Origin of the sequence: Priestia sp. FSL R5-0597 (assembly GCF_038006305.1) — a bacterium.
GTDB classification, from domain to species: Bacteria; Bacillota; Bacilli; order Bacillales; family Bacillaceae_H; genus Priestia; species Priestia zanthoxyli.
Genome location: NZ_JBBOUZ010000001.1, coordinates 4,526,838 through 4,546,234, shown reverse-complemented (window position 1 = coordinate 4,546,234; position 19,397 = coordinate 4,526,838). Strand labels below are relative to the sequence as shown.

At 39.5% G+C, this 19,397-nt stretch carries 19 protein-coding genes and 3 other annotated features; of the genes, 16 read left to right on the top strand and 3 right to left on the bottom strand.

The genetic code is table 11. The features are described from left to right. Window positions 1-5 precede the first annotated feature (5 nt). The 7 genes from dnaI to MKX72_RS23960 all read left to right on the top strand — a co-directional run bounded on the left by dnaI (window position 6) and on the right by MKX72_RS23960 (window position 6,015). Entirely contained in the window at window positions 6-938 is a 933-nt protein-coding gene (dnaI, locus tag MKX72_RS23990; protein ID WP_013059430.1) for a primosomal protein DnaI, read from the top strand. A gap of 96 nt (window positions 939-1,034) precedes the next feature. Continuing rightward, complete coding sequence (gene ytxC, locus MKX72_RS23985) at window positions 1,035-1,895, top strand: sporulation protein YtxC (RefSeq protein ID WP_028411772.1); 861 nt, start codon at window positions 1,035-1,037, stop codon at window positions 1,893-1,895. A 60-nt stretch (window positions 1,896-1,955) separates the two neighbouring features. After that, window positions 1,956-2,204 (top strand) — a binding site (T-box leader). Between the two features lie 43 nt (window positions 2,205-2,247). Then, the gene (gene thrS, locus MKX72_RS23980; RefSeq protein WP_217915987.1) at window positions 2,248-4,206 is read left to right on the top strand and encodes a threonine--tRNA ligase; all 1,959 of its coding nucleotides are present in this window, start codon (window positions 2,248-2,250) and stop codon (window positions 4,204-4,206) included. Between the two features lie 171 nt (window positions 4,207-4,377). Beyond that, window positions 4,378-4,500: a sequence feature (ribosomal protein L20 leader region), on the top strand. A 69-nt stretch (window positions 4,501-4,569) separates the two neighbouring features. Further along, a complete protein-coding gene (gene infC, locus MKX72_RS23975) occupies window positions 4,570-5,073 on the top strand; it encodes a translation initiation factor IF-3 (protein ID WP_013059427.1) in 504 nt (167 codons plus the stop codon). 21 nt (window positions 5,074-5,094) lie between these two features. Further along, window positions 5,095-5,295, top strand: coding sequence for a 50S ribosomal protein L35 (gene rpmI / locus MKX72_RS23970; RefSeq protein ID WP_013059426.1), 201 nt, complete (start codon window positions 5,095-5,097; stop codon window positions 5,293-5,295). 39 nt (window positions 5,296-5,334) lie between these two features. Continuing rightward, window positions 5,335-5,694, top strand: coding sequence for a 50S ribosomal protein L20 (gene rplT, locus MKX72_RS23965; protein WP_013059425.1), 360 nt, complete (start codon window positions 5,335-5,337; stop codon window positions 5,692-5,694). A 60-nt stretch (window positions 5,695-5,754) separates the two neighbouring features. Further along, on the top strand, window positions 5,755-6,015 hold the full coding sequence (locus tag MKX72_RS23960) for a DUF1294 domain-containing protein (protein ID WP_028411770.1): 261 nt from the start codon (window positions 5,755-5,757) through the stop codon (window positions 6,013-6,015). A gap of 18 nt (window positions 6,016-6,033) precedes the next feature. Here MKX72_RS23960 and MKX72_RS23955 read toward each other — a convergent pair whose 3' ends face one another. Next, window positions 6,034-6,411, bottom strand: a complete 378-nt coding sequence (locus MKX72_RS23955; RefSeq protein ID WP_028411769.1) for a hypothetical protein — start codon at window positions 6,409-6,411, stop codon at window positions 6,034-6,036. Between the two features lie 132 nt (window positions 6,412-6,543). Here MKX72_RS23955 and MKX72_RS23950 point away from each other — a divergent pair, with 132 nt between their 5' ends. Together MKX72_RS23950 and MKX72_RS23945 are read left to right on the top strand one after the other, a co-directional pair. Then, on the top strand, window positions 6,544-7,032 hold the full coding sequence (locus tag MKX72_RS23950; RefSeq protein ID WP_033579626.1) for a dUTP diphosphatase: 489 nt from the start codon (window positions 6,544-6,546) through the stop codon (window positions 7,030-7,032). Window positions 7,033-7,109: 77 nt separating this feature from the next. Beyond that, window positions 7,110-8,195, top strand: a complete 1,086-nt coding sequence (locus tag MKX72_RS23945) for a M42 family metallopeptidase (RefSeq protein ID WP_028411767.1) — start codon at window positions 7,110-7,112, stop codon at window positions 8,193-8,195. Between the two features lie 56 nt (window positions 8,196-8,251). On the opposite strand, the gene sspI is transcribed toward MKX72_RS23945, so the two are convergent. Continuing rightward, window positions 8,252-8,458, bottom strand: a complete 207-nt coding sequence (sspI, locus tag MKX72_RS23940) for a small acid-soluble spore protein SspI (protein ID WP_013059420.1) — start codon at window positions 8,456-8,458, stop codon at window positions 8,252-8,254. Between the two features lie 140 nt (window positions 8,459-8,598). Here sspI and MKX72_RS23935 point away from each other — a divergent pair, with 140 nt between their 5' ends. From MKX72_RS23935 to pheT, 3 genes are all read left to right on the top strand, one after another. Beyond that, a complete protein-coding gene (locus MKX72_RS23935; RefSeq protein WP_176343388.1) occupies window positions 8,599-9,363 on the top strand; it encodes a TrmH family RNA methyltransferase in 765 nt (254 codons plus the stop codon). Window positions 9,364-9,411: 48 nt separating this feature from the next. Further along, window positions 9,412-9,647 (top strand) — a binding site (T-box leader). 54 nt (window positions 9,648-9,701) lie between these two features. Continuing rightward, window positions 9,702-10,736: a phenylalanine--tRNA ligase subunit alpha gene (gene pheS / locus MKX72_RS23930; protein WP_014458064.1), complete on the top strand. Its 1,035-nt coding sequence runs from the start codon at window positions 9,702-9,704 to the stop codon at window positions 10,734-10,736. A 13-nt stretch (window positions 10,737-10,749) separates the two neighbouring features. After that, on the top strand, window positions 10,750-13,164 hold the full coding sequence (gene pheT / locus MKX72_RS23925; protein WP_028411765.1) for a phenylalanine--tRNA ligase subunit beta: 2,415 nt from the start codon (window positions 10,750-10,752) through the stop codon (window positions 13,162-13,164). A gap of 33 nt (window positions 13,165-13,197) precedes the next feature. On the opposite strand, the gene rnhC is transcribed toward pheT, so the two are convergent. Next, window positions 13,198-14,112, bottom strand: a complete 915-nt coding sequence (rnhC, locus tag MKX72_RS23920) for a ribonuclease HIII (RefSeq protein WP_033579627.1) — start codon at window positions 14,110-14,112, stop codon at window positions 13,198-13,200. Window positions 14,113-14,255: 143 nt separating this feature from the next. On the opposite strand from rnhC, the gene zapA reads away from it, so the two are divergent. The 4 genes from zapA to MKX72_RS23900 all read left to right on the top strand — a co-directional run bounded on the left by zapA (window position 14,256) and on the right by MKX72_RS23900 (window position 19,363). After that, window positions 14,256-14,516 (top strand): cell division protein ZapA, encoded by a 261-nt coding sequence (zapA, locus tag MKX72_RS23915; RefSeq protein ID WP_013059415.1) that lies wholly within the window; start codon window positions 14,256-14,258, stop codon window positions 14,514-14,516. Beyond that, window positions 14,513-15,070 carry a CvpA family protein gene (locus MKX72_RS23910; protein ID WP_014458067.1) on the top strand — a complete coding sequence of 186 codons (558 nt, stop codon included), beginning with the start codon at window positions 14,513-14,515 and terminating at the stop codon, window positions 15,068-15,070. Before zapA ends, MKX72_RS23910 begins: the two co-directional genes overlap by 4 nt. Window positions 15,071-15,267: 197 nt before the next feature. Further along, window positions 15,268-16,980 carry a DNA polymerase/3'-5' exonuclease PolX gene (gene polX, locus MKX72_RS23905; protein WP_028411763.1) on the top strand — a complete coding sequence of 571 codons (1,713 nt, stop codon included), beginning with the start codon at window positions 15,268-15,270 and terminating at the stop codon, window positions 16,978-16,980. A gap of 19 nt (window positions 16,981-16,999) precedes the next feature. Beyond that, window positions 17,000-19,363: an endonuclease MutS2 gene (locus MKX72_RS23900; protein ID WP_033579629.1), complete on the top strand. Its 2,364-nt coding sequence runs from the start codon at window positions 17,000-17,002 to the stop codon at window positions 19,361-19,363. The last annotated feature ends 34 nt before the right edge of the window (window positions 19,364-19,397 follow it).

Genomic DNA, 19,397 nt, shown 5'->3' with positions numbered 1-19,397 from the left:
AAAAGATGAAGCCTATCAATGATTCACTAAATCAGTTAGTGAACAAAAAGGATTTTAAAGCACGTTTAGAAGCATTAAGAAACAGTATTCTGTCTAATCCCGAAGTTAAAACGTTTCTGCAAGAGCATCGCCATGAGTTAGATGAGCAAATGGTCGACCGAGGCTTGATGAAGATGCATGAATTTATCGATCAGAGCAAATGCTGTGACAAATGCCCTTCTCTGCAAAGCTGTGTCAATATGGTGAAGGGGTATCACCCTCAGCTGGTTGTAAAAGGCCGTAATATTGATTTACAGTATGAACGCTGTCCTAGAAAAGTACAAGAAGATGAGCGAAAAGAACAAGAATCTTTTATTCAGTGTATGTACGTGCCCAAAGAAATTTTACAGGCAACGATGTCTGATATTGAAATTGAGCAGGGAAGATTTGAAGCCATTAAATTAGTAAGAGATTTTGTGCGAGAATATGAGCCAAATAAGAAAATGAAAGCTTTATATTTACACGGTTCGTTTGGTGTGGGGAAGACGTATTTTCTTGGAGCAATTGCCAATGCGTTAGCCGAAAAGAAAGTGAAATCTACGATTCTGTATGTCCCGGAGTTTTTGCGTGAGTTAAAAGGTTCGTTTCAAGATCAAAGCTTCAATGAGAAAATAGAGTATGTCAAAAAAGTACCGGTTCTTATGCTTGATGATCTCGGAGCAGAATCTGTAACGAGCTGGATGCGAGACGATGTGCTCGGAACCATTTTACAATTCCGCATGCTCGAAAATTTGCCGACATTTTTCAGCTCGAATTTAAATTTTAAAGAGCTTCAACATCATTTGACTTATACCCAACGAGGCGAGCAGGAAGAGCTCAAAGCCGCTCGTGTCATGGAACGAATTAAGTCTCTAGCCATTCCCGTTGAAATGAATGGAGAGAATAAGCGAAATAGATGAGCAGGTCGTTTTACATTTCTTGTAACGACTTGCTCATTTTTTTGCATGTTGCCCCATATACATTAATAAAGCGTGTCCAAAGGGGGGCTATGAGGAATGAAAATATTCTTTAAATATGTAGAAGACGCAGTCATTGTATATGAGTCTTTATGCGCGAAGCGAAGCGCTTTATCATATGGTTCACAGTGCTTGAAGTTGGTGAATAATCAGCTTTTAGTTATTGATGAGACATACAATCGAGAGGCCATTTTACAAGACATGGTGATACCGGTATTAACGCACGTGATTTTAAAAAAGAAAGAAAAAAAGATGATGGTAAACATATTAAAAGAACAATTTTTCTATTCAGAAGAGGAAGAACAAGATTTGCTGCTTCAAATTATGGGGGGGATTATGGAAGGAGAGAGAGGCGAAATTCCGCAAAAAACATTTTCCCTTCCAAGAGAATTACTTATCCGCCAGGCTCTTCAAGACTTCTTCATTCATAATGTAACATTCACCTTTGAGTCTTTTCTCCAATTCCGTTTAAAAGAATATCAAGAGCGGCTGCGCTATTATGCTGAGCTGGCGATTGATGAATATAAGCTTGAACAAGACTATCAAATTCTTATTCATCAGCTGCGTCAAGCAGCTAATGAAAGACAGTCATCTACAGGCGATGTGTATGTAATGCATTTGAATAAAAACAAGTTTGTATTGTACGACCAAAGCAGTAGATATGTTCCGGAGCGTGAATGTGCAGCCCTAGCAGAGGCCTTTCTATCTGAACAAGAATCAGTATACATAGACTCAACTATCATCGCGCCTTTGCTGAGTTTATCTCCAGCTGCTATTCATCTGTATAGCGACCAGCATGATCATGATTTTGTTTATACCATTCAAAATATTTTTCAAGAAAAAGTGATGTTATACGAAAAAAATGAATTTCCGTTTGATCAAAAGCAAAATATAACGTGAAAGGTTGATTTCTATTTTGAAAATGAATATAATAAATGCATATTGAAAAACAGCTATATGTCACAAGTTATGATGAGGACATGAGTGTATATTTACGGTTTATAGAGAGGGAGATCTAGGCTGAAAATCTCCTAACACGGAATATATTCTTACCACCTCTAAACTTCAGTAGTAAACGAGCAGCGTCTCTAGTAATTACTGACGGAATTTCCGTTATAAAACCTCGAGCCGCTTCGGGTTATTTGGGTTATCCAAGATACGAAGAGGAAACAAGGGTGGTACCGCGTGTATACACAACTCGTCCCTTTTTATAAGGGACGAGTTTTTTGTTTTTACAAAAAGTTTATTAGTTATGTTAAAGGAGTGGAAAGTTGTGTCAGAAGTAATCAAAATGACATTTCCTGATGGAGCTGTTAAAGAGTATCCAAAAGGATCATCAACAGAAGATATTGCGGCTTCTATTAGCCCGGGATTAAAGAAAAAAGCATTAGCAGGTAAAGTAAACGGCGAGCTGCTGGATTTACGTACGCCAATCGAACAAGATGGCAGTCTTGAAATCATTACGCAAGATGCTCCTGAAGCGCTTGAAATTATGCGCCATAGTACAGCGCATTTAATGGCTCAAGCAATCAAACGTTTATACAAAGATGTAAAAGTACAGCTAGGTGTAGGCCCGGTTATCGAAAATGGGTTTTACTATGACATCGATATGGAAGAATCAATTACTCCTGAAGATTTAGGTAGAATTGAAAAAGAAATGAAAAAAATCGTTAATTCAAATATTGAAATTGAACGAAAAGAAGTTTCTCGTGAAGAAGCCATTCAACTTTTTAAAGAAGTTGGCGATGAACTAAAGCTTGAATTGATCGATGCGATTCCAGCAGGTGAAAAGGTGACGATTTACCAACAAGGCGAATTCTTTGATCTTTGCCGAGGTGTGCACGTGCCGTCAACAGGCAAAATTAAAGAGTTTAAACTATTAAGCGTAGCAGGTGCTTATTGGCGCGGAGACAGCGACAATCAAATGCTGCAGCGTATTTACGGTACAGCATTCTTTACAAAAGCAGATTTAGACGAGCATCTTCGTCTTCTTGAAGAAGCAAAAGAACGTGACCACCGTAAACTTGGTAAAGAGTTAAACTTATTTACAAATTCTCAAAAAGTAGGACAAGGTCTGCCTTTATGGCTTCCAAAAGGTGCGACGATCCGCCGTATTATCGAACGTTATATCGTAGATAAAGAAGTAAGCCTTGGTTATCAGCACGTTTACACGCCGGTGCTTGGAAGTGTAGAACTTTACAAAACGTCTGGTCACTGGGAGCACTATCAAGATGACATGTTCCCTGCAATGGAAATGGATAACGAAGACCTGGTTCTTCGTCCAATGAACTGTCCTCATCACATGATGGTGTACAAACAAGGTATTCACAGCTATCGTGAGCTTCCAATCCGTATTGCTGAACTTGGAACAATGCACCGCTACGAAATGTCAGGAGCATTATCAGGACTTCAGCGCGTTCGAGGCATGACGTTAAATGATGCACATATCTTTGTACGTCCGGATCAAATCAAAGAAGAATTTATTCGTGTGGTTCGCTTAGTTGAAGCGGTTTATAAAGATTTTGGATTTGAAAATTATTCATTCCGTCTATCTTATCGTGATCCTGAAGATACAGAAAAATACTTCGATGATGATGCAATGTGGGAAAAAGCACAAAGCATGTTAAAAGATGCAATGGATGAGCTTGACCTTGATTATTATGAAGCTGAAGGCGAAGCGGCATTCTACGGTCCAAAACTAGATGTTCAAGTTAAAACAGCTCTTGGTAAAGAAGAGACGCTATCTACGGTTCAATTGGATTTCTTACTTCCTGAACGCTTTGATTTAACGTATGTAGGGGAAGACGGAAAACAGCATCGACCTGTTGTTATTCACCGCGGCGTGGTGTCAACAATGGAACGTTTTGTAGCTTTCTTAATCGAAGAATACAAAGGAGCTTTCCCAACGTGGTTAGCACCTGTACAAGTTCAAGTGATTCCGGTATCACCTACGGTTCACCTTGAGTATGCAAAAGAAGTGCAAGAACAGCTTCAGCTTGCGGGTATTCGCGTGGAACTTGATTCTCGCGATGAGAAAATTGGCTATAAAATCCGTGAGGCTCAAATGCAAAAAATTCCTTACATGCTTGTTGTAGGGGATAAAGAAGTAGAAGATAAAGCAGTAAACGTACGTAAATATGGTGAGCAGAATTCAGAAACAGTGGATTTCCAAGCCTTTTTACAAAATGTAAAAGCAGAAGCATCTCGTTAATGAAAAAAGCAGAGAATTGAAATTCTCTGCTTTTTTATCTAACATTTATAAAAAACTGTTGCATAAATGGTTTTCCTTTGATACAATAACTTTTGTTGTGAAAAAAGAACGAAATCATTGACTTTTGTCTTTGTTGATACTATAATAGCTTAAGTAATTGAATACTTGTTTATACAGAAGAAGAAGCACCCGCTTCTCACCTGAGTGACGCATAAAGCAGTTAGCAGGTACATCGTATCTTAATTAAAACGATAGAAGTGTGGGTGCAGTATGTACTCACACTTTTTTGTGTGAGTTAATAATCGGTCTAAGCAAGCGTATTCGCTCATTAAACCTTGGAGGTGGCTACTTATTAGCAAGGACATGATGGTAAACGAGGGCATTCGAGCTCGCGAAGTTCGTCTAATTGATCAAAATGGTGAACAATTAGGAATTAAATCAAAAAATGAAGCATTAGAAATTGCTTCACGAGTAAATCTTGACTTAGTAATGGTTGCTGCAAATGCGAAACCGCCGGTATGTCGTATTATGGACTACGGTAAATTCCGCTATGAGCAACAACGTAAAGAAAGAGAAGCTCGTAAAAACCAAAAAGTTGTAAACTTAAAAGAAGTTCGTTTAAGTCCAACAATTGATGAACATGATTTTAACACTAAACTTCGTAACGCACGCAAGTTCCTTGAAAAAGGTGACAAAGTGAAAGCGTCTATTCGCTTTAAAGGTCGTGCCATTACTCATAAAGGGATTGGCCAAAAAGTACTTGAACGTTTTTCACAAGCTTGCGAAGATGTAAGTTCAGTTGAATCGGCTCCTAAAATGGAAGGCCGCAGCATGTTCTTAGTCTTGGCACCTAAAAACGAAAAGTAATAGAACGAGGAGGAACACCCCATGCCAAAAATGAAAACACATCGTGGCGCTGCAAAGCGTTTCAAAAAGACTGGAAGCGGTAAATTAAAACGTGCTCGTGCTTACACAAGCCATTTATTCGCTAACAAATCTACAAAACAAAAGCGTAAATTACGTAAAGGTTCTTTAGTAAGCAAAGGTGACTTCAAACGTATCCGTCACTTATTAGATAACATTAAGTAATTTGGGTTGAGATAGAAACAATACAGGAGGTAAACAATTATGCCACGCGTAAAAGGCGGTACAGTAACACGCAAACGTCGTAAAAAAGTTTTAAAATTAGCTAAAGGTTTCTTCGGTTCGAAGCATAGATTATATAAAGTTGCTAATCAGCAAGTTATGAAATCTCACATGTATGCTTATCGTGACCGTCGTCAGAAAAAACGTGACTTCCGTAAATTATGGATCACACGTATTAATGCAGCTGCTCGTATGAACGGTCTTTCTTACAGTCGTTTAATGCACGGTTTAAAATTAGCAGGTATTGAAGTTAACCGCAAAATGCTTGCTGACTTAGCTGTAGCTGATGAAAAAGCATTTGCTGAATTAGCAACTGCTGCTAAAAAAGGCTTAGATAAGTAATGAATATAAAGTCTCGTCATCTTTAGATGATGAGGCTTTTTTGCTATCGGAGGACATATCATGAATGAACTGCTGCTTACCTATTTTATTGTTATTAATATAATAGGGATAGGAATGATGTATAGAGATAAACAAAAAGCGAAAAGACATGAGTGGAGAATTGCCGAAAGCACACTGTGGACGGTAGCTGCTATCGGAGGAGCCATTGGAGGACTGATTGGTATGTATTGCTATCGTCATAAAACGAAGCACACATCGTTTACAGTAGGTTTTCCTATTCTTGCCGCTCTTGATTTACTTTTCTTTTTTGTTATCAGCTGAGCACAAATGATTTTGTGCTCAGTGTAAAAATTCTCGAACGGGGCTTTTCCAGCGAATAGGAGCATTTGGATACATGTTGTGTACGTGATTTTCCAGCAGCTTGAAATCTTGTTTTTGCAGTTCATGCAATCGAGATGGATCTGTTAACACCATTGTAATCGACAAAGACTCTGGTTCATTGGGATTGCTGTATTTTTCTCCTTCAAATAAAATACCTTTATACGTTAGTAGAAAATTTTTGCGGATATTCGTTTTTTCGTCAACGACAAAAAATTGCTGATGTTCCTGAGCTGCTACAAGCTTCCGCTTTGGACTGCGAAAATGCTGAACCAGCTTTAATAGTGTGTAAGCAACAAGCGCGAAAATGAACACGCGAACGATAACAATAACAAACATAACGCTCCCTCCTTTACAAGGCACAGTTTTCTTACTTTACGTTTCAGTCTCTAAAAAGTTTCACGATTTTTGATATAATTTCTTTATTGGTTTAAAAAGAAGAAGATATACATAATTACAGGAGTGATTACATTGAATTTACAACAGCTATTTACCATGCAGCGCCAGCTGGATCAGCATATAGAGGACAAGCATCAGCTTCATAAGGAAGACTTGGTTCCAAGAAAACTTTTAGCTCTGCTTGTTGAAATGGGAGAGCTGGCAAACGAAACGCGCTGCTTCAAATTTTGGAGCGTTAAACCTCCGGCTGAAGATGCTGTTATTTTAGAAGAATTTGTGGACGGCGTACATTTCATTCTTTCTTTAGGTATTGAAAAAGGATACGATGATTTAACTGAGCTGCCAAAAGTAAAAGCAGCTGATTCAAAAACAACACAATTTTTACAGGTATTTGCACAAGTTTCTGCTTTCGAGCAGGACCTGTCAAAAGAAAACTATGTGAACATGTTTGCATCTTACATGAAGCTTGGCGATATGTTTGGTTTTTCCGCTGAACATATTGAAGAGGCGTACATGTCAAAAAATGAAGTGAATTTTAAACGCCAAGAACAAGGATACTAGAAATAAAGGGATGGGAAATTTTACTTCAACCTCTTTTTAGCTATAATAGAGGTATACATATGAAAGGGGTAATCCATATGACAAAGTTAGATGAAACATTGACGATGCTTAAAGCACTAACAGATGCAAAAGGAATTCCTGGAAATGAGCGTGAACCGCGTGAGGTTATGAAGAAATATATTGCACCTTATGCAGATGAAGTAACGACGGATGGGCTAGGCAGTTTGATTGCAAAAAAAGTAGGCAACGAACAAGGGCCTAAAATTATGGTAGCCGGTCACTTGGATGAAGTTGGTTTTATGGTGACTCAAATTGATGAACGCGGCTTTATTCGTTTTCAAACGGTAGGCGGATGGTGGTCTCAAGTTATGCTTGCTCAACGCGTAACCATCGTGACATCTAAAGGAGAGGTAACGGGGATTATTGGCTCAAAGCCACCTCATATCTTGCCTCCAGAAGTTCGCAAAAAGCCAGTTGACATTAAAGATATGTTCATCGATATTGGTGCTTCTAGCAGAGAAGAAGTAGCGGAGTGGGGAGTAAAACCTGGTGATCAGGTTGTACCTTATTTCGAATTTACGGTTATGAACAATGAAAAGATGCTCCTAGCGAAAGCCTGGGATAACCGTATTGGTTGTGCAATCGCTATCGATGTATTAAAAGCTTTAAAAAATGAAAAACATGAAAATGTTGTGTATGGTGTAGGAACGGTGCAAGAAGAAGTTGGACTCCGAGGTGCAAAAACATCTGCTAACTTTATTGAACCGGATATTGCATTTGCTGTTGATGTCGGTATCGCTGGAGATACACCTGGTGTTTCTGATAAAGAAGCCTCTTCTAAAATGGGGCAGGGTCCGCAAATCATTTTATATGATGCTTCCATGGTCTCTCATAAAGGACTTCGAGATACAGTGGTAGATGTGGCAGATGAATTAAATATTCCGTATCAATTTGATGCAATTGCTGGAGGCGGTACGGACTCGGGTTCTATCCATATTTCAGCTAACGGGGTGCCAGCACTTTCGATTACAATTGCAACTCGTTATATCCATTCTCATGCAGCAATGCTTCATCGTGATGATTATGAAAACGCAGTTAAATTAATTGCGGAAGTCATTAAGCGCTTAGACCGAGATACGGTTAACGCCATTACGTATAATTGAAAAAAGCTCATTCTCCTAGGAGAATGAGCTTTTTGTTGTACATAGGAAAAGGTTATTTATTTTAAACCGTTTTCAAGCGTTGTCAGAATTTCTTCTTTTTCTGATTCCGGAGACTTTTCCCAAAGCACTTCAAATAAAACACCAAGTCCAGGGAGCATTTTTTCTTCACCGCTTTGAATAGCGTCAGAAATTGTAGCCTCAAGCTCTTCTTTTGAGTTTCCTGAAACGTTTGCAATAACAGCATTTCGTAAATTAAGATCCATCATTTTCACCTCAGCTATCGTAAAGTTACCAATAGTTTTTGTTTTCTTTGCGATTTCTATGTACAATAAAGTGAAACTTATCTAATGATTATTGAACAAAATGTAATCGAACTATTTATTTTTGTATAGATAAAGGAGTTATGTTTGTGAAACAAATTGATTCAGTTAAAAATCCGCAGGTAAAAGCGTGGAAAAAACTGCATAATAAAAAAGACCGTGATAAGCAGGGCCTTTTTATGGTAGAAGGCTTTCATTTAGTCGAAGAGGCTATCAAAAATAAGGATTGCGTAAAGGAACTAATTATACGCGAATCGACCGAAGTGCCCGCACAGTGGGATATAGACGGTATCGAAATAATCGTTGTAAACGAAGCAATTAGTAAGTTATTATCTGACACAGAAACACCTCAAGGAATTATTGCCGTGTGTTTTCAAACAAAGCATGCGGAAATTATTCATACAGCACAGAAAGTATTGCTTTTAGATGCCGTGCAAGATCCAGGTAACCTAGGTACCATTATCCGAACCGCTGATGCTGCGGGAGTGGAGGCTATTATCATTGGAGAGGGCAGCGTGGATGTGTACAACCCAAAAGTCGTTCGTTCAACGCAAGGAGCTATTTTTCACCTTCCAATTGTAAAAGGCGATTTACTCGAAATAATTTCATTGTTAAAAGAAAGAGGAATAGCAGTTTACGGCACGTCGTTACAAAATGGAAAGGTCTACACACACGTAAAACCTTCAAACGAATTTGCGCTGATTGTGGGAAATGAAGGAAATGGCGTAAGCGAGAAAGTGTTGGAACAAACGGATCAGAATCTGTACATTCCCATCTATGGAAAGAGCGAGTCGTTAAATGTTGCCATCGCTTCTGGAATCTTACTTTATTATTTACGCGGAATGTAGTTGCATCAAGAACGTGTTTTCACTATAATAATACAATAGTTACATATGTAAAAAACGATGAAAGAGAGCAGTAGCTTATGTCCGTTTATGCAGGGAGAAAATGCCATGACTGAAAGCATTTTTATAAATGTAATAAGTGAATTCACCTCTTGAGTTGACACTTAGACCATCTTACATAGATGTAAAGGTGTTCCGGAGATTCCGTTAACTTGAATGAAGTGAACTGTATACGTCTGTGTATATAGTTAACAAGGGTGGTAACGCGACTAATCCTCGTCCCTTTTTTGGGAGGAGGTTTTTTTATTTGTCATTTTTTACGTTAAAAGGAGGAATAAGTGATGAAAGAACGTTTACAAGAACTTCAACAAGAAGCAATTGCAAAAGTCGAAGCAGCAAGTGCTTTAAAAGAATTAAACGACGTACGCGTAGCTTATTTAGGAAAGAAAGGCCCTATCACAGAAGTACTTCGCGGTATGGGAAAACTTTCAGCTGAAGAGCGTCCTGTAATGGGAGCACTTGCAAATGAAGTACGTGAAGCGATTGCATCTAAAATTGAAGAAAAACAAACGGCGTTAGAAGCAGCCGAGGTAGAGCGTAAACTTGCTTCAGAAACAATTGACGTAACGCTGCCGGGACGCCCGGTTAAAGCAGGTACGCATCACCCGCTCACAAGCGTGGTTGAAGAAGTAGAAGATTTATTCTTAGGAATGGGCTATGAAGTAGCAGAAGGACCAGAAGTAGAGCAGGACTACTATAATTTCGAAGCGCTGAACTTGCCAAAAGGTCACCCAGCACGTGATATGCAAGATACGTTCTATATTACGGAAGAAACGCTTCTTCGTACGCATACATCAACTGTTCAAGCTCGTGTTATGAACAAGAATGAAGGCAAAGGACCTGTTAAAATTATTTGCCCAGGTAAAGTGTACCGCCGCGATGACGATGATGCTACGCATTCACATCAATTTATGCAAATTGAAGGTCTTGTAGTAGACGAAAACATTCGTATGAGCGATTTAAAAGGCACGCTTGAAGTATTTGTGAAAAAGATGTTCGGTGCAGACCGTGAAATTCGTCTTCGTCCAAGTTTCTTCCCATTCACTGAGCCGTCTGTAGAAGTAGACGTATCGTGTGCAAAATGTGGAGGTAAAGGCTGTAATGTATGTAAACAAACAGGCTGGATTGAAATTTTAGGAGCCGGTATGGTTCATCCAAATGTTCTTGAAATGGCTGGATACGATTCAACTAAATATCGTGGTTTTGCTTTTGGAATCGGTGTAGAGCGTATTGCTATGTTAAAACACGGCGTGGATGATATTCGTCATTTCTATACAAATGATGTTCGTTTCTTAGATCAATTTAAACAAGTATAAAGGAGGGACTACGATGTTTGTATCTTATCGTTGGTTACAAGAGTATGTTGACTTATCAGGCGTAACGGCAGAAGAGTTAGCTGATAAAATCACAAAAAGTGGAATTGAAGTTGAAGGTGTAGAAAACTTAAATAAAGGCATCAGCGGAGTGGTAATTGGTCACGTTGTAGAACGTGAACAGCATCCAAATGCGGATAAATTAAGCCGCTGTCAAGTAGATCTTGGCGGAGGAGAAATCGTTCAAATCGTGTGCGGAGCACCTAACGTGGCACAAGGTCAAAAAGTAGCGGTTGCAAAAGTGGGAGCTGTACTTCCAGGTAACTTTAAAATCAAGCGTGCTAAGCTTCGCGGTGAAGAATCGAACGGTATGATTTGTTCTCTTCAAGAGCTTGGCATTGAAAGCAAGCTTGTGGCAAAAGATTATCAAGAAGGCATCTTCGTCTTCCCAAGTGATGCTGAAGTAGGAGCGGATGCGCTAGATGCATTAAACTTAAACGATGAAGTATTAGAACTAGGGCTAACACCAAATCGTTCAGACTGCTTAAGTATGTTAGGTGTAGCACATGAGGTGGCTGCTATTTTACGTCGTGAAGTGAAGTATCCGTCAGTAAACGTGCAAACGTCTGATGAGCAAGCAGCTGATTATATTTCCGTTAAAGTAGAGGCAAAAGAAGACAATCCCCTTTACGTAGCGCGCGTTGTGAAAAACGTAAAAATTGCTCCGTCACCATTATGGATGCAAACGCGTTTAATGGCAGCTGGTATTCGACCTCATAACAACGTTGTTGATATTACCAACTATATTTTGCTTGAATACGGCCAGCCGCTGCATGCTTTTGACTATGATCGTCTTGGTTCAAAAGAAATTGTTGTACGTCACGCGTCAGAAGGCGAGAAGTTTGTAACGCTTGACGATCAAGAGCGCGTATTAAAAGGCAATCAGCTTGTTATTACAAACGGCAGTGAACCGGTAGCCCTTGCAGGTGTAATGGGGGGAGCAAACTCTGAAGTAAAAGACGATACGGTAAATGTTCTTATTGAATCAGCTTACTTCAAAGGTTTAACAGTTCGTCAAGCTTCCAAAGACCACGGTCTTCGCAGTGAGGCAAGTGCTCGTTTTGAAAAAGGAATTGATCCTAACCGTACGCGTGTAGCTGCTGACCGCGCAGCAGAATTAATGGCTGAATACGCTTCAGGTGAAGTGGTAAGCGGTACTGTAGAAGTAGATACACTAACTGTGGAACCTGCTGTTGTAGCTGTGTCACTTGGACGTATTAACAATGTGCTTGGTACAGAACTATCGATGGAAGAAGTACAAGATATTATGAACCGTCTTCAATTTGAAAGCAAAGTCGAAGATGAAACAATCGTTGTAACGGTACCGACTCGTCGAGGCGATATTACAATTGAAGAAGATATCGTGGAGGAAGTAGCGCGCATGTATGGTTATGACAACCTTCCTACAACGCTTCCTGTAACAGTGGCAACTCCAGGAAAATTAACAGAGTATCAGCTTGGACGCCGTAAAGTTCGCCGTTTCTTAGAGGGAGCAGGGCTAGCGCAAACAACAACCTATTCGTTAACGAGCGCTGAAAAAGCTACTCAGTTTGCACTCAATGCAACAAGTACGATTGGTTTAGCAATGCCGATGAGTGAAGATCGCAGCATCCTTCGTCAAAGCTTAGTGCCTCATTTACTTGAAGCAGTGAAGCACAATAATGCTCGTCAATCGGATTCTATTGCGCTATACGAAACAGGCTCAGTGTTCTTATCTAAAGGTGAAGGGGAATTACCGGATGAGCAGGAGCGCGTAGCTGGTGCAATCACGGGTCTATGGCATGCTCACGGCTGGCAAGGTGAAAAGAAAGTCGTTGATTTCTATGTGATTAAAGGTGTACTAGAAGGGTTATTTGCACAGCTTGGTTTAGAGAAACGAATCTCATATGCTCCCGTTAAAAAAGACGGTATGCACCCTGGACGTACAGCGGCTGTATGGTTAGATGAAAAAGAAATTGGATACGTGGGTCAAGTTCATCCTGTTGCTCAGAAACAGTATGGCCTTCGTGAAACATACGTGTTTGAATTACACCTTCAAGAGCTATTAGCTGCAGATGTCGAAGAAGTTCGTTATTCAGCTATTCCAAGATTCCCATCTATTACACGTGATATTGCACTTGTTGTAGATAAAAACGTTCTTGCAGGAGAAGTTCAGCGCGTCATCTATACGACGGGCGGAGAACTTTTAAAAGACGTGACAGTATTTGATCTATATGAAGGCGAGCGTATGGAAGAAGGCAAGAAATCTGTAGCTTTCTCTTTACGTTACTTAGATCCTGAACGTACATTAACAGATGAAGAAGTAGCAAAAGCACATGGTGCAGTTTTAGAAGCTGTTGAAAAAGAATTTGGTGCAACGCTTCGTTCATAAGAATAAAAAAAGAGATGTGGATTTCCACATCTCTTATTTTTTAGCTAATTTTAAAGCTTTTTCTGTATTAGCAAAATGGATTTTAGCTAAAGAGTTCAGCGCATTGACGCCATGTTTTTTAATAATTTTAGCAGCGGCTATATCAACTTGTGCTCCAGCTCCGCGAGGAATGACCATCCCCGTCTTTTCCGTTAGTAAATCCATTTGTTTTAAAAATGCGTATCTGGCAATAATGGAAGCAGCGGCTACAGATAAATGAACGCTTTCTCCTTTTGTACTGAAAAAGACATTTTCTTTGATAATCTCTTTTTCCTTTACGATGTGTTTATAATAGGTGTTTTTTTCAACAAACTGGTCAATTAAAATCGCATCAGGTTTTTCAGGATCCAATTTTTTTAACACGTTGGATAAAGCTTTGTTGTGCAACAGAGCTTTCATTTTACCTTGTGACATGCCTTTTTCTTGAAATGCATTATACTTTTCGTTATGTAAGACAAGCAAACTGTAAGGAATAAACGAAACAAGCTGCTTGGCAATTTCAATGATTTTAGCATCCGTTAACTCTTTTGAATCTCGTACTCCTAATTCTTTTAACAAAGGAAGCTGCTCTTTTTGAACATAGGCAGCAACTACGGTCATGGGACCAAAATAATCTCCCGTTCCTACTTCATCAGAACCAATGACCGATAGTGAACTGAAGTTTGATGGGAGGTGTGAGACGGGAGCCTTTTTAGCAGCATCTAAAGGACCTCCCCACTTAGCTGCTTCTGTTTCAGCTTCTTTTCCTTGAAAAAGTACTTTTCCAGAGCGGTATGCAGTGATAGAACAGCCGGGAGTTTTAGCCGAAAAAATACTTCCCTGCGGCAATTTAGGCTGCAAATAGGATGTGTAATGAAGCTTCATTTTAGCTATCTGATCAGCTGATACCTTAATAACAGCATGTGACATAATGCTTCACTCCTTTCGGGGTATTTTAGTTTACTTTATAAGCACTATCCCTTATGATAGCTTAAATATAGATATGTTTCCATTGAAGTCTTCTTCGTGGTATGATAGGGATTAGGATTTTTCGTGGAACGGAGGATTTTCTCGTGTCAAGACAAGATAAAACACGTGCGACAGTTGACATCTTTGGTCAGCAGTACAGCATCGTCGGTAGCGAAAGTACAAGCCATATTCGACTTGTCGCCTCTATAGTGGATGAAAAAATGCGTGAAATCAGTACTAAAAACCCTTCTTTAGATATCAATAAATTAGCAGTATTAACAGCTGTGAATGCTGTACACGAATATATAAAACTGAAAGAAGACTATGAGAGACTTGAACAAAAACTTTATGGAAAAGAGGAATGACTGAGTCAATGCTTAATATCATTTTAATTATATTGCTTCTTTTAGGCTTTGTAACAGGTCTTAAAAGGGGATTTATTTTGCAGCTCATTCATATTGTCAGTTTTGCGGTTTCGTTTATCGTCGCTTATATGTTTAGTGGAGATTTGGCAAGCCGACTTCGCTTGTTGATTCCGTTTCCAGACAATATTCAGCAGCAAAGTGTCGCATCGTTTGTATTTGATTCTGGAACGATAGAAGACGCTTTTTATCGAATGATTGCATTTGCGATTTTATTTTTTGCTACTCACATTGTACTTCGCCTTGCAGGCTCTGTTTTAACGGCTTTAACCGAACTGCCAATTCTGCGCCAGTTAAATAAATGGGGCGGAGGTGCACTTGGATTCGTTGAAGTGTATATCATCGTTTTTATTTTGTTATACATTGGAGCCGTGATTCCTGTAAGTGAAATTCAAACGCCAATTCAACAGTCTTCAATTGCAATCAATATCGTACAAAATACTCCATACTTATCGTCTGCCATTCAAGATTTGTGGACTCAGTATGGTGTAATGTAATGAAATTACAATAGCTTGTTGAGAGGGTGTGTCGAAAGTGTCATAATACTTTTGAGATACCCTCTTTTTTTATCGCAGTCTGTTCTGCGGTTTTCACGGAGATAAAAGTATGTCTAGATAAAAATTTGAGAGAGTACATATGTCACTCATCATGTGTTGAAAGTTTCGTTATTATGATAATAGGCTGGTGAAAAGAGATGAATAAAAAGGATATTATTAAATTGTTAGAAACAATTGCTACATATATGGAATTAAAAGGAGATAACCCTTTTAAAATTTCTGCTTTTCGAAAAGCAGCTGCAGCGCTAGAAACGGACGAGAGAACGCTGACAGAGATTGAGGATTTTACCAAGCTCCAAGGGATTGGTAAAGGAACGGCCGCAGTTATTACAGAGTATATGGAAACAAATGAGTCAAGCGTACTAGAAGAACTAAAGCAAGAAGTTCCTGAAGGACTTATTCCTCTGCTTAAGCTGCCGGGGCTTGGAGGTAAAAAAATCGCTAAATTATATAAAGAGCTAGATATTAAAGACATGGAATCACTGCATCAGGCCTGTATGGAAAATCGAGTGCAGGGACTAAGCGGTTTTGGTAAAAAGACGGAAGAGAAAATTATCGCTGCTATTGAAGAGTTTGGGAAACGTCCTGATCGTTTGCCTCTTGCTTTTATGCTTCCAATAGCGGAAGAAATTTTAGAAGCCCTTAAACATATGCATAGCATTGAGCGTTTTTCTCAAGCAGGGAGCATTCGCCGCATGAGAGAAACTGTAAAAGATCTTGATTTTATTATTTCAACAGCTGAGCCTCATGCTGTCCGTGAACAGCTAGTATCGCTGCCAAATGTGAAGGATGTCATTGCAAATGGAGATACAAAAGTATCGGTAACGTTAGCCTATGAGTACGATGTGTCCGTGGATTTTCGTCTTGTAGAAGATAAAGCGTTTGCCACGACGCTTCATCATTTTACAGGATCAAAAGATCATAATGTGCGCATGCGTCAATTAGCAAAAGAACGCGGTGAAAAAATTAGCGAGTATGGCGTTGAAAATGCGGAGACAGGCGAAGTTATGACATTTGAGTCTGAACAAGCATTCTATGAACATTTTGGGCTGTCTTTTATTCCGCCGGAACTTCGTGAAGATGGAACGGAAGTAGATGCATTTATAAAACCTCAAACGCTTGTGACCTACGGTGCGGTAAAAGGTGATTTGCATATGCACTCCACGTGGAGCGACGGGGCGTATTCGATTGAAGAAATGGCGGAAGCATGTCGCGCGCGAGGCTATGAATACATGGCGATTACAGACCACTCTCAGTATTTAAAAGTAGCTAACGGTCTAACGCCTGAACGCATTCGCAAACAGCGTGAAGAAATTAATCGTTTAAACGCACAGTTCGATGATTTTACAATACTAGCAGGAATTGAAATGGATATTTTGCCCGATGCAACACTTGATTATGATGATGAAATGCTAGCTGAGCTAGATTTTGTTATTGCGTCCATTCACTCTAGTTTTTCACAATCACGCGAAGAAATTATGAATCGTTTAAAGCAAGCGTTAAATAATGTTCATGTAGATTTAATCGCTCATCCGACCGGTCGTTTGATTGGTCGCCGCAACGGATATGATGTAGATATTGATATGCTAATTGAATTAGCTAAGGAAACAAAAACGGCTCTTGAACTAAACGCGAATCCAAACCGTTTAGATTTAGCCGCTGAGCACATAAAAAAAGCACAAGAGGCAGGAGTTAAAATTGCAATTAATACAGATGCTCACAATCTAGACATGCTAGAGCATATGGAAATTGGAATATCTACGGGAATTAAAGGCTGGCTTAAACCAGAAACGGTATTAAATACGTATAGCCTCAAAGAATTAACCGCCTTTTTAAATCGACATAAATAAGCAACAGGAGGAATCAGTTTTGCAATCACGTATTTTCCATGTACTAGAGTTTAATAAAGTTAAGGAACAGCTTCAGAAAAAAGTAGCTTCTTCTTTAGGCCGAGAAAAAGTAGCGAATTTGATTCCCTCGACTCAGTATGAAGAAGTAGTCAAATGGCAGGAAGCAACAGATGAAGCTACAACCGTGCTGCGATTGCGTGGCAACGTACCGCTAGGAGGCATCTTTGACGTTCGACCTAGCGTAAAGCGCGCTGAAATTGGAGGAACGCTAAGCTCTAATGAACTTCTTGATGTAGCAAGTACTATTTATGCTGCAAGACAAGTCAAGCAATTTATCGAGCAAGTAGTAGAAGACGAAGATTTACAGCTTCCAATTATAATTGAACATATCGAAAAACTAATGCCTCTTCCTGAGGTAGAACAAACAATTAAAATGAGCATTGATGAGAATGGCACAGTACTAGACGGTGCAAGCGACCAGCTAAGAGGCATTCGTCAAAAACTTCGCTCGACGGAGTCTCGTATTCGCGAAAAGCTAGAAAGTCTTATTCGCTCCTCGTCTGCTCAGAAAATGTTGTCAGATGCGATTGTTACCATTCGAAACGAACGTTTCGTTATTCCTGTTAAGCAAGAATATCGCAGTGCGTATGGAGGCATTGTGCACGATCAGTCTTCATCTGGAGCAACGTTATTTATTGAGCCACAGGCGATTGTGACGTTAAATAATGAGCTTCAAGAAGCAAAAGTAAAAGAAAAACAAGAAATTGAGCGTATTCTTATTGCTCTAACCGTTCAGGTAGCGGAAGTGGCAAATGAACTCCGTCAAAACGTTTATTTGTTAGGTGAGCTGGACTTCATGTTTGCTAAAGGGCGCTATAGCCATGAGCTAAAAGCTTCAAAACCTAAAATGAACGATCGAGGCTATATTAAGTTAGTGAAGGCAAAACATCCTCTTATTGCACAGGAAGATGTCGTTGCAAATGATATTGAGCTAGGTGATCAATATACGTCTATCGTTATTACAGGACCAAATACCGGCGGTAAAACCGTAACGTTAAAAACACTTGGGTTATTCACATTAATGGCTCAAGCAGGTTTGCAGATTCCTGCGCTGGATGGATCGGAAATGGCTGTGTTTAAACACGTATTTGCTGATATTGGAGATGAGCAGTCCATTGAACAAAGTCTGAGTACCTTTTCATCTCATATGGTCAACATTGTAGATATTTTACAAAAAGTAGATCATGAAAGTCTGGTCTTGTTCGATGAATTGGGAGCCGGAACAGATCCCCAAGAAGGTGCAGCGCTTGCGATTTCGATTTTAGATCAAGTATATGAAAGAGGCGCTCGCGTAGTTGCGACTACTCACTATCCTGAATTAAAAGCGTACGGCTATAACCGTGAAGGAGTGGTCAATGCTAGCGTAGAGTTCGATATTGAAACATTGAGCCCTACTTACAAGCTGCTGATTGGTGTACCGGGTCGAAGCAATGCTTTTGAAATTTCAAAACGTTTAGGTTTAAGTGCAGAAGTAATTGAACGTGCCAAAGGCTATATTGGCTCAGAAACAAATAAAGTAGAAAACATGATCGCTTCTCTTGAAGATAGCCGCCGTCAATCTGAACATGAGCTAGAAGAAGCTGAACAGCTAAGAAAAGAGGCTCAGAAGCTTCATAAAGAATTACAGAGTCAGATTATTGAGTTTAATGAAAAACGAGATAAGCTGTACGAAAAAGCTGAAGAAAAAGCTCAAGCCACAGTTCAAGCAGCATCTGAAGAAGCAGAGAAAATCATTAGCGATTTGCGTAAAATGAGTCAAAAAAATCATGCGCTTGTAAAAGAGCATGAATTGATTGAAGCACGTAAGCGTCTAGAAGATGCAGTTCCAACTCTTGAAAAAAGTAAAAAGAAACCGGCTGTGCCGAAAAAACAAGAGCGCACTCTTCAAGCTGGAGATGAAGTGAAAGTCTTAAGCTGGGGACAAAAAGGAACGCTTGTGGAACGAGTAAGTAATAATGAATGGCAAGTGCAAATGGGAATCATGAAAATGAAGGTGAAAGAAAAAGATCTTGAATATATTAGTTCCCCAAAACCTGTAGAAACAAAGCCGCTTGCTACGGTAAAAGGAAAAGATTATCATGTAAATCTAGAACTGGATTTAAGAGGAGAGCGCTATGAAAATGCGCTGATTCGAGTTGAAAAATATATTGATGATGCTTTGTTAGCCAACTATCCGCGCGTTTCGATTATCCACGGTAAAGGAACTGGAGCTCTTCGTAAAGGTGTACAGGAATATTTGAAAAATCATCGTTCTGTTAAAAATATTCGTTTCGGAGAAGCTTCTGAAGGAGGTTCTGGCGTTACGGTTGTGGAATTTAAGTAAAAGAATGCTGAGATAAAGGTGTCAGTGGATGCGC